At 63.0% G+C, this 22640-nt stretch carries 21 protein-coding genes, 2 pseudogenes and 1 riboswitch; of the genes and pseudogenes, 12 read left to right on the top strand and 11 right to left on the bottom strand.

The annotated features are described in order from the left end of the window. Position 1 precedes the first annotated feature (1 nt). Together ACTAQJ_RS00185 and ACTAQJ_RS00190 are read right to left on the bottom strand one after the other, a co-directional pair. Positions 2–739, bottom strand: coding sequence for a DUF1003 domain-containing protein (locus ACTAQJ_RS00185; RefSeq protein ID WP_431115813.1), 738 nt, complete (start codon positions 737–739; stop codon positions 2–4). Beyond that, positions 720–2003 carry a magnesium transporter MgtE N-terminal domain-containing protein gene (locus ACTAQJ_RS00190; RefSeq protein WP_431115812.1) on the bottom strand — a complete coding sequence of 428 codons (1284 nt, stop codon included), beginning with the start codon at positions 2001–2003 and terminating at the stop codon, positions 720–722. The genes ACTAQJ_RS00185 and ACTAQJ_RS00190 overlap by 20 nt, the downstream gene beginning before the upstream one ends. 76 nt (positions 2004–2079) lie before the next feature. Here ACTAQJ_RS00190 and ACTAQJ_RS00195 point away from each other — a divergent pair, with 76 nt between their 5' ends. Further along, positions 2080–2895: a YflT domain-containing protein gene (locus tag ACTAQJ_RS00195; protein ID WP_498699921.1), complete on the top strand. Its 816-nt coding sequence runs from the start codon at positions 2080–2082 to the stop codon at positions 2893–2895. Between the two features lie 103 nt (positions 2896–2998). On the opposite strand, the pseudogene ACTAQJ_RS00200 reads toward ACTAQJ_RS00195, so the two are convergent. Continuing rightward, positions 2999–4583 (bottom strand): annotated as a pseudogene (locus ACTAQJ_RS00200) (aminopeptidase P family protein). A gap of 80 nt (positions 4584–4663) precedes the next feature. On the opposite strand from ACTAQJ_RS00200, the gene ACTAQJ_RS00205 reads away from it, so the two are divergent. Then, positions 4664–5509, top strand: a complete 846-nt coding sequence (locus ACTAQJ_RS00205; RefSeq protein ID WP_498699923.1) for a PHP domain-containing protein — start codon at positions 4664–4666, stop codon at positions 5507–5509. Then, positions 5509–6117: a MarC family protein gene (locus ACTAQJ_RS00210; RefSeq protein ID WP_431115808.1), complete on the top strand. Its 609-nt coding sequence runs from the start codon at positions 5509–5511 to the stop codon at positions 6115–6117. Before ACTAQJ_RS00205 ends, ACTAQJ_RS00210 begins: the two co-directional genes overlap by 1 nt. Here ACTAQJ_RS00210 and ACTAQJ_RS00215 read toward each other — a convergent pair. From ACTAQJ_RS00215 to ACTAQJ_RS00225, 3 genes are all read right to left on the bottom strand, one after another. Continuing rightward, positions 6090–7004 (bottom strand): DNA-methyltransferase, encoded by a 915-nt coding sequence (locus ACTAQJ_RS00215; RefSeq protein ID WP_431115807.1) that lies wholly within the window; start codon positions 7002–7004, stop codon positions 6090–6092. The genes ACTAQJ_RS00210 and ACTAQJ_RS00215 overlap by 28 nt on opposite strands. Positions 7005–7012: 8 nt before the next feature. After that, positions 7013–8722: a DEAD/DEAH box helicase gene (locus ACTAQJ_RS00220; protein WP_498699925.1), complete on the bottom strand. Its 1710-nt coding sequence runs from the start codon at positions 8720–8722 to the stop codon at positions 7013–7015. Positions 8723–9009: 287 nt separating this feature from the next. Further along, positions 9010–10494: an RNB domain-containing ribonuclease gene (locus ACTAQJ_RS00225; protein ID WP_498699926.1), complete on the bottom strand. Its 1485-nt coding sequence runs from the start codon at positions 10492–10494 to the stop codon at positions 9010–9012. A 41-nt stretch (positions 10495–10535) separates the two neighbouring features. Between ACTAQJ_RS00225 and ACTAQJ_RS00230 the strand changes: the two genes are divergently transcribed. Beyond that, entirely contained in the window at positions 10536–11204 is a 669-nt protein-coding gene (locus ACTAQJ_RS00230) for a ferritin-like fold-containing protein (protein WP_498699928.1), read from the top strand. Positions 11205–11247: 43 nt separating this feature from the next. On the opposite strand, the gene thiE is transcribed toward ACTAQJ_RS00230, so the two are convergent. Continuing rightward, on the bottom strand, positions 11248–11931 hold the full coding sequence (thiE, locus tag ACTAQJ_RS00235; RefSeq protein WP_431115803.1) for a thiamine phosphate synthase: 684 nt from the start codon (positions 11929–11931) through the stop codon (positions 11248–11250). A gap of 27 nt (positions 11932–11958) precedes the next feature. After that, positions 11959–12076, top strand: a riboswitch (TPP riboswitch). Between thiE and thiO the strand changes: the two are divergent. From thiO to ACTAQJ_RS00255, 4 genes and pseudogenes are all read left to right on the top strand, one after another. Continuing rightward, positions 12069–13336, top strand: a pseudogene (gene thiO / locus ACTAQJ_RS00240) (glycine oxidase ThiO). Its footprint overlaps the riboswitch before it by 8 nt. Next, the gene (gene thiS / locus ACTAQJ_RS00245; RefSeq protein ID WP_431115800.1) at positions 13333–13569 is read left to right on the top strand and encodes a sulfur carrier protein ThiS; all 237 of its coding nucleotides are present in this window, start codon (positions 13333–13335) and stop codon (positions 13567–13569) included. The pseudogene thiO and the gene thiS overlap by 4 nt, the downstream one beginning before the upstream one ends. A 3-nt stretch (positions 13570–13572) precedes the next feature. Next, positions 13573–14370, top strand: a complete 798-nt coding sequence (locus tag ACTAQJ_RS00250; protein WP_431115799.1) for a thiazole synthase — start codon at positions 13573–13575, stop codon at positions 14368–14370. Positions 14371–14384: 14 nt separating this feature from the next. Continuing rightward, positions 14385–14720: a 4a-hydroxytetrahydrobiopterin dehydratase gene (locus tag ACTAQJ_RS00255; RefSeq protein ID WP_498699931.1), complete on the top strand. Its 336-nt coding sequence runs from the start codon at positions 14385–14387 to the stop codon at positions 14718–14720. Positions 14721–14826: 106 nt separating this feature from the next. On the opposite strand, the gene ACTAQJ_RS00260 is transcribed toward ACTAQJ_RS00255, so the two are convergent. The 3 genes from ACTAQJ_RS00260 to ACTAQJ_RS00270 are packed head-to-tail and all read right to left on the bottom strand — an operon-like array spanning position 14827 to position 16174. Continuing rightward, a complete protein-coding gene (locus tag ACTAQJ_RS00260) occupies positions 14827–15129 on the bottom strand; it encodes a hypothetical protein (RefSeq protein WP_498699932.1) in 303 nt (100 codons plus the stop codon). Between the two features lie 35 nt (positions 15130–15164). Next, positions 15165–15389, bottom strand: coding sequence for a DUF3107 domain-containing protein (locus ACTAQJ_RS00265; RefSeq protein ID WP_216924096.1), 225 nt, complete (start codon positions 15387–15389; stop codon positions 15165–15167). Positions 15390–15439: 50 nt separating this feature from the next. Beyond that, complete coding sequence (locus ACTAQJ_RS00270) at positions 15440–16174, bottom strand: TetR/AcrR family transcriptional regulator (RefSeq protein ID WP_431115795.1); 735 nt, start codon at positions 16172–16174, stop codon at positions 15440–15442. Between the two features lie 6 nt (positions 16175–16180). On the opposite strand from ACTAQJ_RS00270, the gene moeB reads away from it, so the two are divergent. Next, positions 16181–17380 carry a molybdopterin-synthase adenylyltransferase MoeB gene (gene moeB / locus ACTAQJ_RS00275; RefSeq protein WP_431115794.1) on the top strand — a complete coding sequence of 400 codons (1200 nt, stop codon included), beginning with the start codon at positions 16181–16183 and terminating at the stop codon, positions 17378–17380. A gap of 40 nt (positions 17381–17420) precedes the next feature. Continuing rightward, positions 17421–18410, top strand: a complete 990-nt coding sequence (locus ACTAQJ_RS00280) for an SDR family NAD(P)-dependent oxidoreductase (protein WP_498699934.1) — start codon at positions 17421–17423, stop codon at positions 18408–18410. A 75-nt stretch (positions 18411–18485) separates the two neighbouring features. On the opposite strand, the gene ACTAQJ_RS00285 is transcribed toward ACTAQJ_RS00280, so the two are convergent. Continuing rightward, positions 18486–19805 (bottom strand): glutamyl-tRNA reductase, encoded by a 1320-nt coding sequence (locus tag ACTAQJ_RS00285; RefSeq protein WP_431115792.1) that lies wholly within the window; start codon positions 19803–19805, stop codon positions 18486–18488. Between the two features lie 159 nt (positions 19806–19964). Here ACTAQJ_RS00285 and hemE point away from each other — a divergent pair, with 159 nt between their 5' ends. Beyond that, on the top strand, positions 19965–21092 hold the full coding sequence (gene hemE / locus ACTAQJ_RS00290; protein WP_498699937.1) for a uroporphyrinogen decarboxylase: 1128 nt from the start codon (positions 19965–19967) through the stop codon (positions 21090–21092). A gap of 5 nt (positions 21093–21097) precedes the next feature. Then, a complete protein-coding gene (gene hemG, locus ACTAQJ_RS00295; protein ID WP_498699939.1) occupies positions 21098–22591 on the top strand; it encodes a protoporphyrinogen oxidase in 1494 nt (497 codons plus the stop codon). Positions 22592–22640: the final 49 nt, after the last annotated feature.

Raw genomic sequence — 22640 nt, forward strand, 5'->3', positions numbered from 1 at the left:
GTTACGCTCGGCTTTCAGGATTTTCGGTAGGGGCCGGCTTCGCGCTGGAGTGCTGGGGCCCCGGACGTTGCGGGCGTACTTTGGGGATCTGCTGCGTGCGTGGTCCACGCGACTTGTCCCGTTTCTCCTTGAGCTTCTCCTTGACCTTATCGGCCGAAGACTCGCTGCCCTCTGCGTCGGCTTCGCTCTCCCGCAGCTCCTCCTGGGCATCGATGATGTCTTCGAGCAGGCTGCGGAGTTCGGCGCGGACGTAGTCGCGAGTTGCTACTTCACGAAGTGCGATTCGCAGGGAAGCCAGTTCACGGGTCAAGTATTCAGTGTCTGACAGGTTCCGCTCGGCGCGCTGGCGGTCCTGCTGCAGCGACACCCGGTCCCGGTCATCCTGTCGGTTTTGGGCCAGCAGCAGGAGCGGCGCGGCATAGGACGCCTGGAGCGACAACATGAGTGTCAACAAGGTGAAGCCCAGCTCCACGCGGTCGAACTGCCAGTCCGTGGGCGCAAACGTATTCCACGCCAGCCAGAAGAGACAGAAGATCGTCATGTAGACGAGGAATTGCGGCGTGCCCATGAAGCGGGCGAAGCCCTCGGTGGCATTGCCGAAAGCATCGGGGTTGGGGGAGAACTTGGGCAGTATGCGTTGACGCCCGCTCAGCGGCGTGTCAAGGCTGCCGGGATTGTTTGTGCGTCCAGTGGACCTGGGGGATCGGGTGGCGTTGATATCAGCCAATGCGGCCTCCAAGTTTCCTTATAGGGGCGTCGTCCTCGTGAGCGCGCCAGTCATCGGGCAACAGGTGATCCAACACGTCATCAACAGTCACCGCCCCCACGAGGCGGCCGTCGTCGTCGACGACGGGGAGCGAGTTGAGGTTGTACGTGGCCAGGGTCCGGGCTACTTCGCTGATGTGCGCCTGGTCCGACAACGGCTCAAGGTTCTTATCAACAAGGTTGCCCAGCGGCTCCGGCGGAGGAAAGCGCAGGAGTTGTTGTATATGTACGACGCCCAGGAAGCGGCCGGTGGGAGTTTCCAAGGGCGGTCGTGCGATGAAGATGGAGGACGCCAAGGCGGGGGAGAGTTCCTCGCGCCGAACGTGGGCCAAGGCTTCGGCTACCGTGGCTTCGGGTGGCAGGATGACGGGCACCGGCGTCATGAGGCCACCTGCTGTGTCTTCGTCGTATTCCAAGAGACGCCGGACGTCTTCGGCTTCCTGGGGCTCCATGAGCTGCAACAGTTCTTCCGCTTGGGCGGAGGGGAGTTCGGCGAGGAGGTCGGCGGCGTCGTCGGGATCCATTTCCTCCAGGACATCGGCGGCCCGCTCCACGTCCAGGGCAGAGAGGATCTCCACCTGGTCGTCCTCGGGAAGCTCCTGGAGGACGTCTGCCAACCGCTCGTCCTGAAGCTCGCTTGCCACTTCAAAGCGGCGCTTGTCGCTCATCTCCTGCAGGGCTTCGGCGAAGTCGGCAGGCTTGAGGTCCTCATGCGTGGCAACGAACTGCGTGGCCGCCTGGGGTTCGTTATGCCCGCCAGTCTGCGCGTCAGCCCAGTCAATGATCAGGGTCTCGTTGCGGCGGAGCCTGCTCAGGGGCGACAACGAATGACCGCGACGGACGAAGAGTTTGCTGACGAACCAGTCCTTGGACCGGTGCTGGTCCATAGCGATGTCCTCGATCGTCGCATCTCCGCTTCCGTCGGCAAGGGTGACTCGACGATCAAACATCTCCGCTACCACGAGTGTTTCAGCGCCCCGTTGTTCGAAACGACGCAGGTTCACCAGGCCAGTGCAGATGATCTGGGTCTGGTCGATGGAGGTGATGCGGGTCATGGGCACGAAGACCCGTTTCTTGCCCGGCACTTCCACCACGATGCCTACGACATGCGGGGCTCCGCGGGTCCCGCGGGAGAGCACGACGACGTCGCGGAGCCGGCCCAAACGATCGCCCAGGGGGTCGAAGACGTCCAAGCCGAGCAAGCGCGCGACAAAGACGCGTGAGGGATGTGTGCTCATGTTTACAGGCTACCGAGTCTGCTCTCTTTTAGCTGAATTCCAGCCGCTTCACATCTACATGCGACACAATGGGGCTATGTCAAACATTTTTGGTGCTCCTAAAGCCGTTGAGGAGTCCCGCAGCGTACCCCAAGGCGACACTGTTGGCTCGTACACCTCATATTTGGATGCCCAAAAGGCGGTGGACTACCTCGCGGACCAGCAGTTCCCCGTCCAGTTGGTGTCGATCGTGGGCAACGACCTCAAGATGGTGGAGCGGGTAACCGGCCGTCTGAGCTACCCACGCGTTGCCTTGTCCGGTGCTTTGAGCGGCATGTGGTTCGGCCTCTTCGTCGGCGTCATGCTCTCCTTCTTCACGCCCGGTGGCGGCACCTTCTCCATCATCACGTCCGTGCTCATGGGTGCAGCTTTCTTCATGCTGTTCGGCATCGCCACTTACGCCACCCAGCGCGGCAAGCGCGACTTCACGTCCACAAGCCAGGTGGTCGCCACCAACTACGATGTCATTGTTGCCATCGAGGCAGCCCACGAAGCCCGCCGGTTGCTCCACCAACTGCCCATGAATTCCGCCCAGGCTGCCACCGGACAAGCACAAAATTACAGTCCGCCAAACGCACCCCTCCAGCAGCCCGGCCAGGCACCTGACCGCCCCGCCACCTGGAACGATCCCTATGGCCAGCGCGGTCCGGAGCCCACCGAATCCGATGCTTCCGGCGCGCAGGCTCCGACTGCACAGCCCGCACAGCCAGCACAGAACCCGACGCCATCACCGGTGCGCTATCCGGACCTGCCCGATGGCCGCCCCCAGTACGGCGTCCGGGTCACGGAGGGCCAGAACGCCCCCCGGCACGAGGAACAGCAGTCGGGGAACGACGATTCCCACAAGCAATAACTCTCCTAAGAAGCACAAAAGGGAAGGCCACCGGATATCCATCCGGTGGCCTTCCCTTTCTGCTGTTGTTGCCTGAGGGGAGACTGGCTCCTTTTGCGGGAGGCTAGCCCGCAGCTTCCTGGTAGATGCCGGCCATCCAGGACTCGACGTCGTCGGCCTTGCGTGGCAATGCCGCGCTCAGGTTCACAGGGCCATCAGCGGTCATGAGGATGTCGTCCTCGATGCGGACGCCGATGCCACGGTATTCCGCGGGAATGGCCAGGTCTTCGTTCTTGAAGTACAGGCCGGGCTCGATCGTGAAGACCATGCCCTCCGTGAGGATTCCATCAAGGTAAAGCTCCCGCTTGGCCTGGGCGCAGTCGTGTACGTCCAAGCCGAGGTGATGGCTGGTGCCGTGTGGCATCCAGCGGCGGTGCTGCTGGCCTTCGGGGCTGATGGCTTCCTCAACAGAGACAGGCAGCAGACCCCATTCGGCGAGGCGCTCAGCGAGGACCGTGGTGGCTGCCGTGTGGATGTCCCGGAATTTTACGCCCGGCCGTGCGGCTGCGAATCCCGCATCAGCGGCATCCAGGACAGCTTCGTAGACCTTGCGCTGCACCTCGGTGAAAGTGCCGTTTGCCGGCAGGGTCCTCGTGACATCGGCTGTGTACAGCGAATCAGCCTCCACTCCCGCGTCAAGCAGCAGGAGTTCACCAGCGTTGACGGCGCCCGAGTTGCGGGTCCAGTGCAACACTGTGGCGTTGTTGCCTGAGGCCGCGATGGTGTCGTAGCCGAGTTCGTTGCCTTCCTCCCGGGCACGGGCGAAGAAAGCGCCTTCAACCACGCGTTCGCCGCGCGTGTGCGTCAAAGCACCGCGGGAGGGCCCGCACGACGTCGGCGAAGCCTTCAACCGTGGCTGCAACGGCGATCTTCATCTGCTCGATCTCCCACTCGTCCTTGATCAGGCGGAGTTCGGAGAGTGCTTCACTAAGCTTTTCGTCCAAAGCATCGAGCTCGCCCAGGTCAAGGTTCTCAGGATCCTTGGCTGTGTTGTATCGGGCAGTGTCCACCAAAGCATCGATGTTCTCATCTACCTTGCGGACCAGGCGGATGGAAATGCCGCCGATTTCCGGGGCGCCCACGTTCTTGGTGATGGCCAGTTCAAGTTCGGAAATGTGCGCGGTGGGCAGACCCAGGCGGGCTTTGAATTCTGCCAGTGTGGGCCGCGCGCCGATCCAGAATTCACCGGCCCGGGAGTCGGCGTAGAACTGTTCTGTGTCGCGGCCAGCCAGGGGACGGAAGTACAGCGTCGCGGTGTGGTGACCGCCGTCGTCGCCCTTTCCTTCACCTGCCGGTTCCAGGATCAAAACGGCATCCGGCTCGTGGTCCAGGCCCAACCCGGTGAGGTGGGCGAATCCGGAGTGCGGGCGGAAGCGGTAGTCGCAGTCGTTTGAGCGGACCTTGAGCGGGCCGGCCGGGATGACGAGCCGTTCGCCCTTGAACAGTTCGGAAATTGCACGACGGCGGCGGGCAGCGTGGTCTGCGACGGCGTCACGAGCGGGGTTTACCTGCGGTGCGGGCGCCCAGTTGCTGGCCATGAATGCCTTGAAGGCATCGGATGTGGGCCGCTGCGAACGGTTGTTGACGCGTTCTTGCAGGGGCTGGGAATCTGTGGATTCCGCGTACGGGGTGTTTTCGGCATCATTCACCGTTACATCGTCCCACCAGTTTCGTGAGGAGGCCAACGGCGCAACACCCCAAGGCGGTCCGCATCCCATAGGCTGGGAAAGTGAGGATAGACCTGCATACGCACTCGAATGTTTCCGACGGAACCGAGACCCCGCACGGGGTGATCATTTCGGCCGCGGCTGCAGGCCTGGACGTCATTGCCTTGACGGACCACGATTCCACTGATGGCTGGGAGCTTGCTGCTGCCGCTGCCAAGGAACACGGAGTCACTTTTGTTCCCGGAATGGAGATCTCGTGCCGGACGGAGCAGGGGATCAGCGTCCACCTGTTGAGCTACCTGCATGATCCGTCCCACCCCGGGCTTCTTGAAGAGATCACCAAGTCAAAGGACGCCCGGCTCACGCGCGCCGAGCGCATGGTCACACTGTTGTCCGAGGATTACCCCCTGACGTGGGACGACGTCATCCACCATGTGGCTCCTGGCGCTACAGTAGGGCGACCGCATATCGCGGATGCCTTGGTTGCTGCCGGCGTGGTCGCGGACCGCTCCGAAGCCTTCACGTCCATCCTCACCTCGCATTCGCGATACTTCGTGCAGCACTACGCACCGGACCCCGCTATCGCCGTCGAGCTTGTCCGTGCCGCTGGCGGCGTGCCGGTCTTTGCACACCCGGTCGCATCGGCGAGGGGACGAATTGTGGGGGAGCGGACGTACCGGGAGATGATCGACGCCGGGCTGCTTGGCCTGGAAATTGAACACCGCGACAACCCGGAAGAAGGACGTGGGTTCCTTCGCAACCTGGCGTCTGAACATGGGTTGCTCATCACGGGATCGTCCGATTATCACGGAGCTGGAAAACCAAATCGGCTGGGAGAGAACCTGACATCCCCGGACGTCCTGGCAAGGATCGAGGAACTCGCAACCGGCAGCGCGGTTGTTCGCTGATGGATCTGCAGTTGTTCGCATCCGTGATCGTCACGCTGTTCGTGATCATGGATCCTCCCGGCACCGTGCCAATATTCATGTCTTTGACTGCCCAGATGCCTGCCCGCGACCGGAACCGTTCGGCGTTGCAGGCGCTTGTTGTGGCTACCGGCGTGATCGTGGTGTTTGCGATCTTCGGCCAGTCGATCCTTAACTACATGCACATCTCCTTGGCGGCCTTGCAAGGTGCCGGGGGATTGCTGCTGGTGCTGATTGCCCTGCAGCTGCTCACAGGTTCCACCAGCGGCGAGGATAACGCCGCGAAGTATAAGAATGTGGCCTTCGTGCCTTTGGGGACGCCATTGATGGCAGGGCCGGGCGCCATTGTTGCGGTCATGGTTTTCGTCCAGCAGTCCAGCGCCTTGTCTGAGTACCTTGCGGTTGGGCTGGGCATCGCGGTGGTGCTTTGCTCGCTCTACCTGGCCATGCGGTTCGCGGGTGTGGTGCAGCGCGTCCTTGGCGAGAATGGCGTGGAGCTTGTCACCAGGATCGCGGGGCTTTTGCTTTCGGCCATCGCCGTGCAAATGATCGCCGACGCTGTTCAGGCATTCGTGAAGGGCACTGCCTGATCCAGGGTGCCTTCCGGCAGAAGCCCCCTGCTGTGGAAGACGGCCTTGGTGCCAAGGCGCTTCCGCATGACGTCGATGGCTTGCTCGTTCTGGTCCACGCAGACGAAGCTGCGGCCCAGCTTGGCGGCAACAGCGCCGAGGGTTCCCGATCCCGCAAAGAAGTCCAGGCACCAATCGCCCTCGCGGCTCGAGGCAGAGACGATCCTGCGCACCAGGCCTTCGGGTTTCTGGGTAGGGTAGCCGGTCTTTTCCCTGCCGGTGGGCGAAACGATGGTATGCCACCAGACGTCCGTGGGAAGTTTTCCACGCTCGCGTTTGGCAGGTGTGACAAGGCCGGGGGCCATGTAGGGTTCGCGGTCCACTTCAGCGTTGTCGAAGTGATACTTCGCAGGGTTCTTTACGTACACCAGGATGTTGTCGTGCTTGGTGGGCCAGCGGTTTTTGGCCCGGGCGCCATAGTCGTAGGCCCAGATGATCTCGTTGAGGAAACATTCCCGGCCAAAGATGGCGTCCAGCATCACCTTGGCGTAGTGCACCTCGCGGTAGTCCAGGTGCAGGTACAGCGTGCCGTCGTCGGCAAGGAGCCGCCAAGCCTCTACGAGCTTGGGTTCCAGGAAGGACCAGTAGTCGCTGAAGGCGTCATCGTAGCTGTGAAGGGCACCCTTGATGGTGTCGTAGGAGCGTCCCTTGAACCCGACGCGGTCGCCGTCGCCGTCCGCGTTGCGGACCATGCGTGTTTCCTGGCGGCGTTGGACCCGGCCCGTGTTGAAAGGCGGGTCCACGTAAATGAGTGTGAAGGCGCCGTCCGGCAGCGTCGGGAGGAATTCCGCGTTGTCCGCGTGCACCACCAGATTGCCGCCGTCCGGCGCCCAAACAGTTTCAGTCATTGAGGACTTTAGGCCTCGGAGTTGCCGGACTGGGCGCCAGCGGTCTCGCCGGAAACCACTTCGCCGTTACGGCGGCGCGTGCGGGTACGCCGCGTGCGGGCCGGCTTCTCGGCATTTTCGCCAGTAGAGGTGCGGGTTTCAGAGGAACCGGCAGCGGGGGCCGCATCGGCTTCGGATGTACGACGGCGGCGTGTACGGTTGCGTCCGCCCTCACCGTTGGTTTCCGAGTTGGTTTCGGTGGACTTGGCTGCGTTTCCACGGCCACGGCCGCCGTCCCTGCCACGGCCGCCATCGCGCCCACCGTCACGGGATGAACCGCCGGAACGGGAGTTCTTCTTGCCTGTTTCGCCCAGGTCCTCGAGGACCTCGGCATCGACGCCGGCAAGCGTGCGCTTGTTGCGCGGGAGGCGGCCCTTGGTGCCCTCGGGAATGTCGAGGTCACTGAAGAGATGGGGCGAAGAGGAGTAGGTTTCAACCGGCTCCGGAACGCTGAGCCCCAGTGCTTTGTTGATCAGGCCCCAGCGGGGCATGTCGTCCCAGTCGACGAAGGTAACGGCGGTTCCCTTGTTGCCGGCGCGGCCGGTACGGCCCACGCGGTGCAGGTAGATCTTTTCGTCTTCCACGCACTGGTAGTTGATGACGTGTGTGACGTCATCAACGTCGATGCCACGGGCAGCCACGTCCGTGGCAACCAGCACGTCCACTTTGTTGTTGCGGAACGCGCGGAGAGCCTGCTCGCGGGCGCCTTGGCCGAGGTCGCCGTGGATCGCAGCAGCGGCAAATCCGCGATCCACCAGTTCCTCGGCGACCTTCGCTGCGGTGCGCTTCGTTTTGGTGAAGATGATGGTGCGGCCACGTCCGCGGGCCTGCAGGATGCGGGCCACTACCTCGGTCTTGTCCATGCTGTGCGCACGGTAGATGAGCTGGCGGATGTCGCGCTTGGTGAGGCCTTCGTCATTCGGATCGGCAGCGCGGATGTGGGTGGGCTGCGTCATGTAGCGGCGGGCCATCGCGATGACCGGGCCAGGCATGGTGGCGGAGAAGAGCAGGGTCTGGCGAACGGCCGGAGTACCTGCGATGAGTGTTTCCACGTCCGGCAGGAAGCCGAGGTCCAGCATTTCGTCGGCCTCGTCCAGGATCACCATTTTGACGTTCTTCAGGCTGAGGTGCTTCTGCTTGTAGAGGTCGATCAAACGGCCGGGGGTGCCAACCACTACCTCGACGCCCTTCTGGAGGGCGTCAACCTGCGGCTCGTAGGCACGGCCACCGTAGATCGTGGCGATGCGGGCGTTGCGTTTACGGGATGCCGTCTGGAGATCATTGGCCACCTGTACCGCAAGCTCACGGGTAGGAACGATGACCAGGGCCTGCGGTGCACCGGGGACGGCCAGCTTGGCGTAGCCGGGGTCATCCCGGCCTTCCACGCGCTGCAGTGCCGGAATGCCGAAACCGAGGGTCTTGCCGGTACCGGTCTTGGCCTGGCCAATGATGTCGTGGCCGCTAAGGGCTACGGGCAGCGTCATGGCCTGGATCGGGAAGGGGTGGGTAATACCGGCGTCGGCGAGGGATTCGACGATGTCGGCGCGGACGTTGTAGTCAGCGAACGATTTTTCTTCGATCTCGTGGGGCGTCTCATCAGAGATGATCGTTTCCTCGGGCTCGATGGATTCGGTGCCGGTGGCGTCCGTCAGGACTTCATGGGTGTGCAATTCACTCACAGGGAGTTTCCTTATTCATTTGGGCATTGGCGCTGCATGCTCAACGGGTGGGCGGAGCCGTACCGGAGCACGAACGGGCGCGCAAGCTAATCCAGTGGAAGCCGATCGCGGGCTATCTAAGTACTGGCACTGGTGACCAGCGGGCACATCTCAAGATCGCGTAGGGGCGGGCTTGTTGAGTTCAAAAATTAACTGAATCAACGACCGGGCATCCATTACTACAGGGTCAGTCTATCCTCTGGAAGCGCCAAAGCCCGGATCGGGGGCAGTTCGGGTGCTGCGGGGCTTCAGGGGAGCAGGGTGAAACGGATCTCGCGGCTGGCGATATCGGCCTTCAGGAGTTGCACCCGGACCTTGGTGCCCGATTCCAGTTCGCCGTCACACCGGGCTGTCACGGCGGGTTCAGCGATCTGGATGATGCCGAACGGCCCATTGCCGTTTCCGTTTCCCCTTCCATTGCCGTTGGTCGTCCCATTGGACGGCTTGGAACCGGAGATGACCACCGCATCGAACTCCTCGCCGATGTGGTTCGCCACGAGTGCAGCTTCCACGGTGTCCATGGCCAAGCGCTCAAGCCGCCCGGCCAGTTGGTCCGATGAGGCCATGATCTCAGGCAATGATGGAAGTGCTTCCCGCGCCCACGCCGGGATCTGGTGGCCGTTGCTGAGGGCCTCGCAGATCACCAGGACAAAGCGGTCGATGAGGCGGCGCAAAGGGGCCGTGGTGTGGGCATAGGGCGCGCCGATGGCTGACTGGATGATGTTGGGTGGAAGTTCGCCATCGAAAGGTGTGTATCCAGCGCCGCGGAACAGTGTTCCTGCAGAGTGCAGGATGGCAAGCTGTTTGGGATCCGAAGCGTCAAGTGTCCGAAGGTACTCACCGTAGGTGACCTCGCCGTCCCAGGGTTTCCCGAGAGCCTTGGTCTGGCGTTTGAAATGGAGCAGTGACCGTTCGTCCGGTGACGGCATGGTGCGCAGAATGCCTACTTTTCCGTCGAGCATCAGTTGGGCCGCTGCCATCCCGGTCATGAGGGAGATCTGCGCGTTCCAGTCCTCCACAGGCAGGGACGGCGCCGCCACAATCCTGTAGCCCCCGCCACCGGTCGCCTGGACGATTTCCTGCTCCGGCATGTTCAGGTTGGCGCCACCGCGGAGTCGTTCCAGTTCCACCCGCTTCAGGCCAACCTCCTTGAGGAGCTCAAGGACCGCCGGGGCTGTGCCGGCATCGATCTGTTCCTGGGCACCTTTGTAACTGAGCTTGGCGCGACTACGGACAGTGCCACGGGCCACGGATGTGGCGGATACCTCCGCATTGTGGTCCAGTTCGAAGTCCCAGACGAAGGCGCTGCAGTCCTGACCAGCCAGCAGGCTTCCGGCGTTTTCGCTGATAACCTCCGGGTGCAGCGGGATCCTCCCGTCAGGAGCATAAAATGTTTGCCCCCGTTGCCGGGTTTCGGCATCGAGTGCCCCGCCGGGAGCAACAAAGGACGGCACGTCCGCGATTGCGTAGAGGACTTTGTAACCGTCACCGGCACGTTCAATGAACACCGCTTGGTCCAGGTCGGTGGACGTGGCTGGATCAATGGTCACGAACGGAATGTCCCTGAGGTCACGGTCCGGCAGCATGTGGTTTTCTACTGCGTTCCGGGCTTCCGCCACGGCTTCGGCCGGATACTCGCCCGGGAGCTCCAATTCGGTCCGGAGGGCTGCAAATGCCTCCGCGAGCTGGTCCGACGAGTCGTCGACGTTGGGCGAAATCCGATGATGTGACACGAAAATCAGGTTAGCCCGAAATCGCTGGATAGTCTTGGACCATGAGCACTTCCTTGGACGATAATGCTCGCGTCCAGCGCCTCTCTTCGGAGCTGCTGGGAGCCATGGCCTACGGCGAGCTATCGGCGTTTGGCCGGCTGTCTTTCGACTCCCGGTACGCTCCCACCCTCCATGACAGGGCAGTGCTGGCAAAGATCGCCGTTGGCGCTTACGGAAACTTCGCCTTAATCAGCAGCCGGCTCTCGGAGATGGGACTCGATGCCGAAGAGGCCATGCTTCCGTTCCAGCGCTCGTTTGACCACTTCCACGAGCGAACAAAGCCAGCGGACTGGTTTGAATCAGTCATGAAGGCCTATGTGATCGACACCGTGTCATCGGACTTCTACCGCATGGTCGCGTCGTTCCTTGACGGCGGGACGCAAGCCTTTGTCCAGAAGGTTGCCTCCGCCGACCAAGCCACGGAAGTATTACGCGTCCTCCTGCGCAGGGCCCTGGCTGATGACCCTCGCCTGGCATCGCGACTGGCTTTGTGGGGCCGCCGCCTCGTCGGTGAAGCGCTGACGCAAGCACAACGGGTAGGCATGGAACATCCCCAGCTAGGACCGCTGCTCAAGGGCGGCGGGGATGCGCGCACGGCAGTCAAGGCCCTCACGGCCGAGCTTGCGGAGCGGCATGGGCGACGCATGTCCGGGCTCGGGCTCACGGCTTAGGAGACTTTCGCATATTCTCCGCGGCCACCAGGGCGCCGGGTGATTATCCGGCGTCGAGCGCTTCCAGCAAAGTCTTGGCCGCCGCCGTCGGATCCTCTGCCTCAGTGATGGCCCGCACCACGACGACCCGGCTCGCTCCCGCGGCAACCACCTGTTCAATGTTGCTGAGGTCGATGCCGCCAATAGCGAACCAGGGGAGGAGGACGCCACCTACGGTCTCCTCGTCCGCGCGCTTTACGGCTTCCGCGGCATATGTGACCAGGTCCAGCCCAACTGCTTCACGGCCTGGCTTTGTGGGCGTTGCCCACACCGGACCAACACAGAAATAATCCAGTCCGCTCCTGCCAGGGGAGGCAGCTATCGCGGCGTCGACCTGTTCCGGCGTATGGGTGGAGAGGCCGATCACGGTGCGGTCGTGGAGGAGGTGACGTGCGGCGCGCAGGGGGATGTCCTTTTGCCCGATATGGAACACCGGAGCCCCGGAAATACTGGCAACATCGGCGCGGTCGTTGACGGCCCACAGCCGCCCGTGCCGTTGGGCCACGTTGTGCAGAACCTCCAGGACCTCAAGCTCCTCGGCGGCCTCGAGCGTCTTGTCGCGAAGCTGGATGATATCGACGCCGCCCTCGAACGCGGCGTCGACGAAGTCTTCGAAATCGCCCTGGCGTTTGCGGGCATCAGTGCACAAGTAAAGGCGGGCAGTGGTGTGGACATCATGCTGGGTCATGGAAACCAGAGTAGTTCCTCTAAACTGGGCACGTACTGCGGGAGCCGTGACAGCGTCATATGACCGTCCGGCTGAGAGGGCTTCAGCGCCGACCGCTTGACCTGATCCGGCTAATACCGGCGTAGGGAAGGAAACATATGGCAGAATCCCGCCAAAACCCCTTGCAGGCAGACGTCGCAGTCATTGGTGGCGGCATCATCGGCCTTGGCATCGCCCACGAAGCCCGCCGCAAGGGCCGCTCTGTGGTCCTCATTGATCCCACCCCCGCAGCGGGTGCGACGTTCGCTGCCGCCGGGATGCTGGCTCCGGTCAGTGAACTCCACTACCAGGAAGAAGACCTCCTGGAACTCATGCTGGAATCCTCCCGACTGTGGCCCGCTTTCATCCGGAGCGTCCATGGCGGCGAATCAGCCACCGGATACCGCACGACGTCGACAATCGCCGTTGGTGCCGACGCCGCCGACCGCCGCGCGCTGGCAGACCTCCGGACAGTCCAGCAGGCCGCGGGGCTCCACGTGGAGCCATTGTCATTGCGGGAAGCGCGCGAGCGTGAGCCTTTGCTGAGCCCACAGATTTCCTGTGCCTTCGACATACCTGCCGATCACCAAGTGGATCCGCGGCGCCTTGCACGGTGCCTCATGGAAGGGTTGGCAGCCCACGAACCAAGTGACGCAACGTGGGTTTCCGGAGCGGAGGACGGTTTCGCCCTGCCGCTCCGCGCATCCCGTTTGCTCTGGGACGGGGACCATGTCTCCGGGGTCGAACTTGATTCCGGCGCCGTCGTTGTGGCCCCTGAGACTGTGATCGCCTGCGGGCTTGATGCGGCAAGGATCTGCGATCTCCCCGAAGGGCTCACCCTGCCCCTGCGGCCCGTTTACGGCGACATTCTCAGGCTGCGCGTTCCTCAACACCTCCAGCCCCTCCTCACATCCACCATCCGGGGCATGGTCCGCGGGGTGCCGGTCTACATCGTGCCCCGGGACGATGGCACGGTGGTGATCGGAGCCACCCAGCGCGAGGACGGACTATCCGCATCCACCAATGCAGTCTCCGCGGGCGGCGTCTACCAACTGCTGCGGGACGCCCAAGTGCTGGTGCCTGCGGTGGCGGAACTGGAACTGTTGGAAGCGCAGCACGCGCACGGCCCGGCACTCCGGACAACGCACCATTACTTGGACGCGTTTCTGGACTGGGACGCGTTACTGGACTCGAGGGCACCATCGACGGTCTCGTGATCGCGTCCGGGTTCTTCCGCCACGGCGTTCTGTTGACGCCTGTGGCCGCCAAAATCGTCGGCGGGCTGATCAGCGGCTCAGCCGACCCTCGATGGTCCATTTTCCGGCCTGATCGTTTTACGGCAACGCGGGATCACCGCCTCCAACCAGCAATCAAGGACACACCATGAACATCAAACTCAACGGCTCCGAACACGCCGTGGCGGACGACGCATCCGTCAGCACTCTCGTCAGCGCCATCACAGGCCGCGTCCTGGACCACCGCGGACAGGCAGCCGACGGCGGCAAGCTGGGTGTCGCCGTCGCCCGCAATTCCGAGGTGGTGCCGCGCAGCCAATGGGCCGCGACTGCGCTCGCCGATGGAGACGAACTCGAACTCGTAACCGCAGTCCAGGGAGGCTGAAAAATGACCGCAGCAAAAACTGACATCCGCACTGATGCTTTGGTGATCGACGGCGTCGAATTCGGCTCCCGCCTGATCATGGGTACCGGTGGTGCGCCGAGTCTGGATGGGTTGGGAGCAGCCCTCCTGGCTTCAGGAACGGAACTGACCACTGTGGCAATGCGCCGGTACTCACCAGCCGAGACAGGTTCGCTGTTTCAACTGCTGTTGGATCACAGCATCCGGGTCCTGCCCAACACCGCTGGCTGTTTTACTGCCAAAGACGCAGTGATGACCGCGGAGCTCGCCCGGGAGGCGCTGGAGACGGACTGGGTGAAGCTGGAAGTCATCGCCGATGAACATACACTCCTTCCGGATGCGGTGGAGCTCGTGGAGGCAACCGAACAGCTGGTGAACCGTGGCTTCAAGGTCTTCGCCTACACCAATGACGATCCCGTTCTTGCCCTGCGCCTGGAAAACCTGGGTGCCACAGCAGTCATGCCCCTCGGCTCTCCTATTGGAACGGGGCTGGGCATCCTGAACCCGCACAACATCGAACTGATCGTGTCCCGGGCCTCAGTTCCGGTAGTACTCGACGCCGGCATCGGGACTGCGTCCGATGCCGCGCTTGCCATGGAACTGGGCTGCGATGCTGTCCTGCTGGCAACGGCCGTGACCCGTGCGCAGAATCCGGTGCAGATGGGCGAAGCCTTCAAACACGCGGTGATCGCCGGTAGGCTGGCCAAGCAGGCTGGCCGTATCCCGCGCCGGGAGCACGCCTTGGCGTCATCGGCCATGGAAGGCCGGGCAGAGTTCCTCTGAATGAAGGAGCAGTGGTGGCTGACAGGAAAGAGCCGTTGACCCAGGTCGCCGTGGAGGCCGCCCTCAAGAACCTTCCGGATTGGAAGCTCCAGGACGGCCTCGTGACAGTGTTCAAAACCTCGACGGCGGCGGAGGCCTTGGCGCTCATCGCCGCCATTGGCCGGATCGCCGAGGAACAGAACCACCACCCGGATCTTGACTGGCGTTACAACAGGGTGTTCTTGCGTTACGTTTCCCATGACGCAGGCGGCCAGGTGACCCAACGCGACATCGCTGCTGCGGCTGCCGTGACCGAGGCCGCAGCGGCATCCGGTGCCCTGGCGCAGCCGGATCGCTATCCCGGAGATTGAGCGGGTTGGAAGGTTAAACGCCGCTGGCCATCACCCACGGGTGATGGCCAGCGGCGTTTAAGAGTGCGCAGCGCCTAGAGCCTCAGTGCCTTAGAGTCTTAGCGCTTTAGAGCCTCAGGGCCTTGGTGAGGGCGGCGGTGTCATGCTGGGTGCGCTTGCGGCCCAGAAAGACCACAATGGCAATCGCGATGACCGTCCCCAACACGATAGGGAGGACCCAGGGGATCCAGGTCAGCCCGGGCTGGTAACCAAAGCCGGCCATGATGAAAGCTATCCAGCTCAGCACGCCGACGGTTGCCGAAACGCCCGCCGGCAATGCAATGCCGTACTTGCCGTGTCGCTTGTCATTTGCCCACACGATGAATCCTGTAGCGATCGTGGCAAGAACCACCACAACGAGTGAAAGCATGGAGACTCCTTAGCGGCAGCTGTAATTGGGAACCGCTAGAGTGCGCCGAAACCGACGCGGCGGACTTCCTCGGCACCAATTTCAACGTAGCCCAACACGCTGCCGGGAACGATGATCTGGCGGCCCTTCTCATCCGTGAGCCGCAGATCCGAACCCTTGGAGATGGCCTCTCCGACGATCTTGGCTACAGCATCAGCATCGAGTGCGGATTCGAGCACAATTTCCCGGCCAACATTCTGAATGCCGATCTTTACTTCCACAGCAAGGCCTCCAAGCCAATCAAGTTTTAAGTCAGTCCTCTATTTGTAGCCTAGGACTCTTTGGGGAATCGACTGATTCCGCGCCAAGCTAAACGATAGATCAGATCACTGGCTACATCGAGGTCGAGGTTTCCATCGGTTTCGAGCCAGTAACGGGCGCTGACCTGCGCCATTCCTGCCAGTCCCCGGCCTAGGAGTTGCGCCTCCAGAGGGGGCAACTTGGTGTCCTCGGCGATGACGTGGGCCACGGCGTCGGCGAACGTTTTGTTGAAGGTCTCCAAGCGCGAGCTGACATCGGGGTCATTAATGAGGTCAGACTCGAAAACCAGGCGGTGGGCTTGGTCGTCGTCGGCAATGAACCTGTAGTAGGCCCGCATGACTGCCTTCACGCGCTCTTTGTTATCCGTGGTGGAGTTCAGGGCATTGAGCATCAAATCCGTCAGGGCGGCCAGATGGCTGTCCAGCAGCGCCATGTACAGCTCGCGCTTGGAAGGGAAATGCTGGTACAGGACCGGCTTGCTCACATGCGCTGTCTCGGCAATTTCGTCCATGGCAGCACCGTGGAAGCCGTTGGACACGAAAACTTCCAAGGCGGCGTTAAGCAACTGTGCGCGGCGCTCGTCCCGGGGCAACCTTGCTGAACGCGTCGAACCAGTCCGTTCTTGCTTCGCTGGTGCTCCATCGTTTGCCCGTGTGCCGTCAGCCACAGTCTGCCGCCTTTCCTTTGCAGTTATGACCACTGTACCGGTGGGTAATATGACCGGGCAGCATCGGCAGGCATACATTGGGGTATGGCCTCAATTCTTGCTGCCCACCCCGCGCCCACTGTCCTGCCGCCCCTCGTTGAACCGGCCGCCGCACTAACGCCGGCCGAGGTGGAACGGTACTCCCGGCATCTCATCATTCCGGAAATCGGCGCTCTGGGCCAACGCAGGCTTAAGAATGCGAAAGTTCTTGTCATAGGTGCCGGCGGGCTGGGATCTCCTGCATTGCTGTATCTCGCCGCGGCGGGCGTAGGAACCCTGGGAATCGTCGACGACGACGACGTAGACCTCAGCAACCTGCAGCGGCAGGTCATCCACGGCGTCAAGGACGTGGGCACTCCCAAAATCGAATCTGCGCGGAAAGCCATTGCGGAGCTGAACCCTTTGGTGGACGTTGTCCTGCACAACGTCCGCCTTGACTCTTCGAATGCCTTGGAACTGTTCGCCGATTACGATCTCATCCTGGACGGCGCGGACAACTTTGCCACGCGCTACCTGGTCAACGACGCCGCCGCGATTTTGGGCAAGCCCTACGTCTGGGGCTCCATCTTCCGCTTCGACGGGCAAGTCAGCGTCTTCTGGGCCGAGCACGGCCCCACCTACCGTGACCTCTACCCTGAAGCCCCGCCCGCCGGCTCAGTGCCTTCATGCGGTGAGGGCGGAGTCTTCGGTATGTTGTGTGCCGCGGTTGGATCCCTCATGGTGACGGAGGCAGTGAAGCTGATTACCGGCGTCGGGCGTTCCTTGCTTGGCCGTGTGGCGCTGTTTGACGCGCTTGGCGGCAGCTGGCGGGAAATCAAGGTCTCCAAGGATCCTGAAGCGGAGCCCATCACTGAACTCATGGATTATGAAGCATTCTGTGGGGTGACTCCGGCTGCGGCCACTGACCAGGAGCACACCGTCACTGCGAAGGACCTTGCGCGGATGCTGGCCGAGCGGGAAGCTGGTGAACGCGACTTTGAATTGGTGGACGTCCGCGAGTCCGGCGAGCACAGCATCGTGAACATCGATGGATCTGTCCTCATCCCGCAGGGCAGGATTCTTTCAGGCGAGGCCTGGGTGGAGTTGCCGCAGGACAAGGACATCGTGTTCCACTGCAAGGCTGGGACGCGCTCTGCTGCGGTCCTGGAGGCCGCGCAGAAGGCAGGCTACACGCGCGTCAGCCATCTCGACGGCGGTATCCTCGCCTGGGTCCGCGACGTCGAACCCGAAAAGCCCGTCTACTAGTCGTTGCCGGCATGGGTCCTGATCTGTGCAAAGCTCAAGCATGAGCGAAGAATCCACAGAAACGCCCCAACGGCCCATCGGTTCTGGTTTTGGGCACGGTTCAACTGCCATGGACGTGGTTCAAGGCCTTGACTTGTCGGGTAAGACGGCAATTGTCACCGGCGGGTACTCCGGGCTTGGACTGGAGACTGTGAGGGCTTTGGCCTCGGCAGGGGCGACGGTTGCCGTTCCGGCACGCAGGCTCGAACACGCCCAGAAGGTGTTGGCAGAGGCAGGTTTGGCGGACGCCGTGGAAGCGGATGCCCTGGACCTCGCCGATCAGGCGAGCGTCAAGGCCTTCTCAGCGCGCTACCTAGACCGGCACGACACCCTGGACATCCTGGTCAACAATGCGGCGATCATGGCAAGCCCAGAGCATCGCCTTGGGCCTGGCTGGGAGGCCCAGTTCGCCACGAACCACTTAGGGCATTACACGCTGGTCAACCTTCTGTGGCCTGCATTGGCCGCCTCCGGGAACGCGAGGGTTGTGTCCCTTTCCTCCACCGGCCACAAGCTCTCACCCATCCGCTTTGAGGACATCAATTTCACGTCAGGCTATGACAAATGGCGCGCCTACGGGCAGGCCAAAACCGCGAATTCGCTCTTCGCCGTGGAGCTGGACCGCCTGGGCAGGGACTCGGGCGTCCGTGCTTTCGCAGTCCACCCAGGCGGCATCATGACCGAACTCCAACGCCACCTGCCTCAAGAAGAAATGGTGGCTGCGGGATGGATGGATGCGGAAGGGAACCTTCGCGAGGGGTTCAAGACGCCGGAGCAAGGGGCCGCTACCTCTGTCTGGGCGGCGACGTCCCCGGCCTTGGCCGGCATGGATGGCGTGTACTGCGAGGACTGTGACATTGCCGAACCTACGGACAAGGATTCGCCCCTGGCAAGGTACAGGGGAGTCGACGCGCACGCGATTGACAGGGCAGATGCCCGGAGGCTCTGGGAACTATCCGCAGAGCTGACGGGTGTGAACGCTTTCGGCTGACGGGATCTCGTTAGACGGTCCGCTAAGAAAAGCATCGGTGGAGCCCCGGGCCGCTTCAGGCTGGGGGCTGGGACGTCAGGCGCTTTCGGAGCGGAGTTGCTCGTGGTCCACGGGGCATTCTGCAGCAGCGGGAGCCTGGGGCTGCTCCACCTGGATGCCGTACAGGGCTTCCAGGGCGGCCACGTAGTCATCTTGCTGTCCGTTGGCTGCAAGTTCGCGGGCGCGCACGGTTGGAATGTGCAGGAGCTGCTTGACCATCCGGCGGAGCGCAAACTCCACCTCTTCGGCAGCGGCGGTGCAACCGTGGCGGGCACGGACTTTTTCCATCTCCGCGTCCAGTACATTCATGGTGTGGCGCCGCAGGGCAACGATCGCGGAGTCGACGGAGCGGGATTCGCGTTCCGCTTCGAATGCGGATGCAGCGCCATTGACGATCTCGCTGGCATGGGACAGGGATTCTGCCTGTTCCTGCGGTGCAGCCAGACGTACGGACTCAAGCGTGAGGAGTTCGACGCCGTCGAGCTCGCCCACTGCGGGGTCGAAGTCGTGGGTGAGCGCGAGATCGATCGCGATGAGTGGTTTGCCGGAATTTTCCCTGACCCGGGCCAGATCCTCAGATTCAACGCGCGTGTCCGAACCGCTGCACCCGATCATGACGTCGGCTGCGGCAACCGCCGCCGGAAGGCTATCGGCGTCGAGCGCTGTGCCACCGCGGGTAGCGACGAAACCCTCGGCGCGCCCCGAGGAAGAGTAGACGGAAATGTCGGTGCATCCGCGTTCGCGGAGCAGGGACATGGTGGCACCGGCATAGGCGCCCGTTCCGAAGACAACTACCTTCTTGGCAGACCAATCGTCACTGTCAGAGAGGTCCGTTGCCAGATCCAAGGCTACGGAGACGATGGAAAGGCCGCGGGAGCCGAGGGCCGTCTGGGCGCCAACGTCTTTTGCGGTCTTGGATGCAGCCTGGAAGAGGCGGACGAGTCCGGAACTCGCAGTGCCTTCCTGCTGCGCGGTGATCAGGGCCCGGCGGACCTGGCCGGCGATTTCGCGTTCGCCCACCACCGCAGAGTCCAAGCCGGCGCTTACAGCGAAGAGGTGCCGGGTGACGTCAGGCCCCGTGTGAGTGCTGAAGGAGCGGGACACGAGTTGTTCGTTGAGGCCGCTCAATTCGCTGATCTGGGAGACAAGTGCCGATCGGGCGGCTTCGAGGCCTGCTCCGTTGGCTGTTTCGCCGTAGATCTCATAGCGATTGCAGGTTGCCAGGACCACGGCGCCGGAGACCAGCGGGGATCCGGAGAGGGCCGAAGAGGCAAGCTCAGAGGAACCGTTGCTCAGCTGAGCAACGGTTTCGAGGTCGATGTCGGCGTGTGTAGCCACCAATGAGAAAAGAACCACAGCACCCCAATCATAGCTTTTTCGCAGGCCGGTAGAACAATGCGGCGCAGTGGGAATTCACACGCGGTTCCGTGATCCCCGCCACGCCACCGGTTGCAGGGGTGGGACGTGACAGCCTGTCGTTATCTTTTGGCCGGGATTTTCGGCACAATCAAAGGCATGACTTCTAGCGCGGCAGCATCCAATAGTACGGCCACCAACGCCCCTGCAGGCGAACCTGCCGGCAAACTTGGCGCGGATCACCCGTTGATGGACGGCCGTACGTCGGACTCCCCGCTCATCACCGCCTACCGGGGCGGCAAGCCGTCACGCAGGCCGGTATGGTTCATGCGCCAGGCTGGCAGGTCCTTGCCGGAATACCTAAAGGTCCGCGAGGGCGTTGCCATGCTGGACTCCTGCCTGCGTCCCGAACTGGCCGCGGAGATTACCCTGCAGCCGGTTCGCCGTCATGATGTGGATGCCGCCATCTTCTTCTCCGACATCGTTATCCCGCTCAAGCTCGCAGGCGTCGGCGTAGACATCGTTCCGGGCGTGGGTCCGGTCCTGGACAAGCCGGTCCGGACGTCCGCCGATGTGGCTGCCCTTCCCAAGCTGACGTGGGAAGCACTTGAGCCCATCCGCGAAGCCGTTCGCCTGACGGTGGCGGAACTTGGCAAGACTCCCCTCATCGGGTTCGCCGGCGCGCCGTTCACGCTCGCCGCGTACATGGTGGAGGGGAAGCCTTCGCGGGACCACCTCGGCCCCCGGACCATGATGCACGCGGACCCCGAAACCTGGGCAGCCCTCGCCAACTGGGCAGCCGATGCTTCCGGCATGTTCCTTCAGGCACAGCTTGAGGCCGGGGCGTCAGCCGGACAGCTCTTTGACTCCTGGGCTGGGTCCTTGGGCCTGGCTGATTACGCCAAGTACGTGGCTCCTGCGTCAGCGCGGGCGCTGGATCACGTGCGCGGGTTGGGTGCTCCGCTGGTGCACTTCGGTACCGGCACGTCCGAGCTCCTTGTCGCCATGCGCGACGTCGGTGTGGACGTCGTGGGGGTGGACTACAGGCTGCCACTGGATGAGGCCAACCGCCGCCTGGGTGGCAAGGTGCCGCTCCAGGGCAACGTCGACCCCGCCCTCCTTCCGGCCCCGTGGGAGGTCCTGGAGGCGCATGTCCGCGAAGTCATCGCGGCGGGGTCGCACGCTCCAGGCCATGTCGTGAATCTTGGCCACGGCGTGCCCCCGGAGACGGACCCGGCTGTCCTGACGCGGGTTGTGGAGCTCATCCACTCGATCCCGGCAGAGTAGGACGCATGCGCGGGGGACACCTCCATGGCAAGGCGAAGGAAGCAGCCACAACGCAAACCACGCCTGGGCCCACCGCTGTTGTAGTCGGCGGCGGCATTTCCGGCCTTCTTGCTGCGAGGGAACTGGCAATGGCTGGAACCTCGGTGACCCTCCTTGAGGCGAGCGAGGCCTGGGGTGGTTGCGTCGGAAGCCACGTGGTAGCCGGCCTGTCATTGGACAGCGGGGCCGAGTCCTTTGCCACAAGGTCCTCTGCTGTGGCCGATTTGGCGCGCGAACTCGGGCTGGAGGGCCAGATTGTTTCCCCGCACCCGGGCGGCGCCTGGGTGCAGCTGCCGAATGGGCCGCAAGAGCTGCCCAAGACTGGAATTCTTGGTATCCCGGCCAATCCTTGGGACCCCGAGGTGAGGCGTTCGCTTGGCCTCGCCGGCGCCCTGCGTGCATCCCTGGACCGCTGGCTGCCCGCTTCGTTTGGCACAGCATCCGAGGTCACCAGCGTGTCTGCACTGGTCCGCGCCCGCATGGGGAAGAAGGTCCTGAAGCGGCTGGTTGCTCCGGTGGTGGGTGGTGTTCACTCCGCCGATCCCGACCTCTTGGACGTCGATATGGTGGCACCCGGCCTCCGCGCCGGCCTGAAGAAGCACGGGTCCTTGGCTGCGGCTGTTGCTGCCCAGCGCAAAGCAGCCCCCGGCCCAGGTTCCGGATCCGCTAAAGCAGGTTCCGCCGTCGCGGGTTTGAAGGGCGGCATGAACACACTGGTCACCGCGCTGGTTAACGACCTTCGCCGTCGGGGCGTGGACATGGTGAGTGGAAAGAGCGCTGACACCGTTTCGAAAACCGGCAATGGTTGGCGGGTCAGCGCGGGTAAAACCACGTACGACGCCGGCCGGCTGGTAGTAGCGCTGGATGGTCCCGCAGCCGTGGGGCTCCTGGAAAGGGCTGTACCGGAACTGTCCGGCCTGCGCCCTGCTCCCGGACCCTTGGTGAGCTTGGTGACGATGGTTGTTGACCTTCCCGAGCTTGACGGACGGCCCCGTGGCACTGGAATCCTCGTAGCCCCCCAGACCCCGGGTATCCGGGCCAAGGCCCTGACGCATGCCACTGCCAAATGGGACTGGCTGGCAGAGGAGGCCGGGCCGGGCACGCACGTCCTGCGCCTTTCCTATGGTCGCCGTGAGGATGCCGATGGGGGAGTGCCGGATGTTGTCATGGACGATGAAGAGTTGCTGGCCGCAGCGCTTGATGATGCTTCGGCGTTGTTGACGGTGCCCGTGACGCGCGCGGACATTGTCGATTGGGATGTGGTGCGCTGGGCAGGCGCCTTGCCGTTTGCCGCCGTCGGTCATAAACAGCGCGTAGGGCAGGTCCGGCAGGTGTGTGCCGGAGCCGATGGACTAACGGTGGTTGGTGGCTGGTTGGCGGGTAATGGCCTTGCCGCCGTAGTGGCGGATACCCGCTCGCAGCTCGCCCAAGCCATCGGCGATATTCGCCCAATTTCGTGATTTGTGTCACTTCTACGCCTTGTAGAAGTGATCCGTTTCGACTTAGTGG

The organism is Arthrobacter sp. alpha11c (assembly GCF_054149985.1).